This window comes from Halorubrum sp. C191, from assembly GCF_002727095.1.
GTDB classification, from domain to species: domain Archaea; phylum Halobacteriota; class Halobacteria; order Halobacteriales; family Haloferacaceae; genus Halorubrum; species Halorubrum ezzemoulense.
On the sequence record NZ_NHNZ01000216.1, the window covers coordinates 1 to 1,552 of the forward strand.

The 1,552-nt window shown below is 59.9% G+C and carries 1 protein-coding gene; it reads left to right on the forward strand.

Going from position 1 to position 1,552, the window contains the following annotated elements; genetic code table 11:
• Positions 1 to 236: 236 nt before the first annotated feature.
• A partial coding sequence (locus Z052_RS18725; RefSeq protein WP_144050077.1) for a transglutaminase domain-containing protein occupies positions 237 to 1,552 on the forward strand: 1,316 nt, incomplete at its 3' end.

Below are 1,552 nucleotides of genomic sequence, written 5' to 3' on the forward strand. Positions count from 1 at the left end.
TAACTTTCACTAGGCACTACGGCATCCGGGCGGCCTCCCATGATAGTGCGTCCTTGGCAGGTAGGCCAATCAGAGCCACGCGTTCTATGACGCTGTTGAATCATCGGCCTTTGACCACCCCAGTACCTCTTCACGCACGCTGGGGACTTAGCAGGCTTTCATCCCATCAGAGCCACAGTACTAGCACAAAGTAAGCAAGCTTTACACATGATGGATTGGTAGCTGTTCACAAGTAGATGAGCGAGGGGAGACAAACTGGCGAAGGGGTGCTAGTAATCGTTGCCATTGTGGCGCTGCTGCTCTCGGCTGCATTCCTCCCCGTCGTTGATATCTTTGGCGAGGAAAATGGCCCCGGAGCACTCGGACTCCCCGGTGATGAACTGGAAGAAAGCGGACTCGGGACTGCTGGTGGAGGTGGCGAGATGCCGGGCGGGACGTCAGGATCGCCAGTCGGCGGTTCACTCGCCGCCCCCGAGCAAACTAGTATTAGCAGTGGGTTTAATGGATCACTCACTCCGGTGCCCCTGTTTGTCGTTAACTCGTCGGAAACCACGTACTGGCGACAGACCGCATACACGGACTATACGGGTACCGGGTGGGAACAGTCGGCCGACGATCGTCCCATCTCGGAGGGTGTGCCGAACGACGATCGGACTGTAGACAGTCAGATCATAGAATACGAAGTGACCGTGTTGACCGACACCCGGTCGCTACCGACAGCGTGGCAGCCAAAGAGTGTCAGCCTGTCGAACCAGTCAGGAACGACTGTCCGTGCATCGACTGTCGGCGGCGTCAGCACCGACCGCTCACTTTCGAAGGGAGCCACCTACACCGCCACGAGTTCACCTCCCCCTCGCGATGCAACCACCCTTCGGCAGGCTGACGGGCGGGCTCCAGACAATATTCGTCAAACATACACGCAGTTACCAGCTGATACGCCAGATCGGGTCGGCGAGCGCACGGCTGAAATCGTCGGCGGCGAACAAACTCGGTACGACCGCGTGATGGCGGTCCACGACTGGCTCGAATCGAATAAGGGCTACTCGCTCCAGACCGATATCGACTCCAGCCAGCCGATCGCCGATCAACTCCTGTTTGAGGTCGACGAAGCCTACTGCCAGCATTTCGCCACGACGATGGCAGCCATGCTCCGGAGTCAGGACATCCCAGCACGGTACGTAGTCGGCTTTGCCGGGGGGAGCCCTGTTGGCGACGGTGAATCTCTCGTTACAAGCGATCGGGCCCATGCGTGGGTCGAGGTCTATTTCGAGGGTGTCGGCTGGGTGCGGTTCGATCCGACGCCGGGCGGCAGCCTTCCGGTTGACTCGCCACAGCCACCGTACGACCTCTCGCTAAACCGTTCGGCGGTCGTCGGCGCTGATGTCGCGGTGAACGTCGAGAAAAACGACAGCGCGGTCGTCGGCGTCCCAGTCTATGTCAACGATGAGCGCGTCGGCTGGACCGATGCGAGCGGCGAGACACCGGCGACCCTACCGTACGCCGAAGAGATCACAATTACCGCTCGTCCTCGCGGCTCGGAGACCAAGTACTC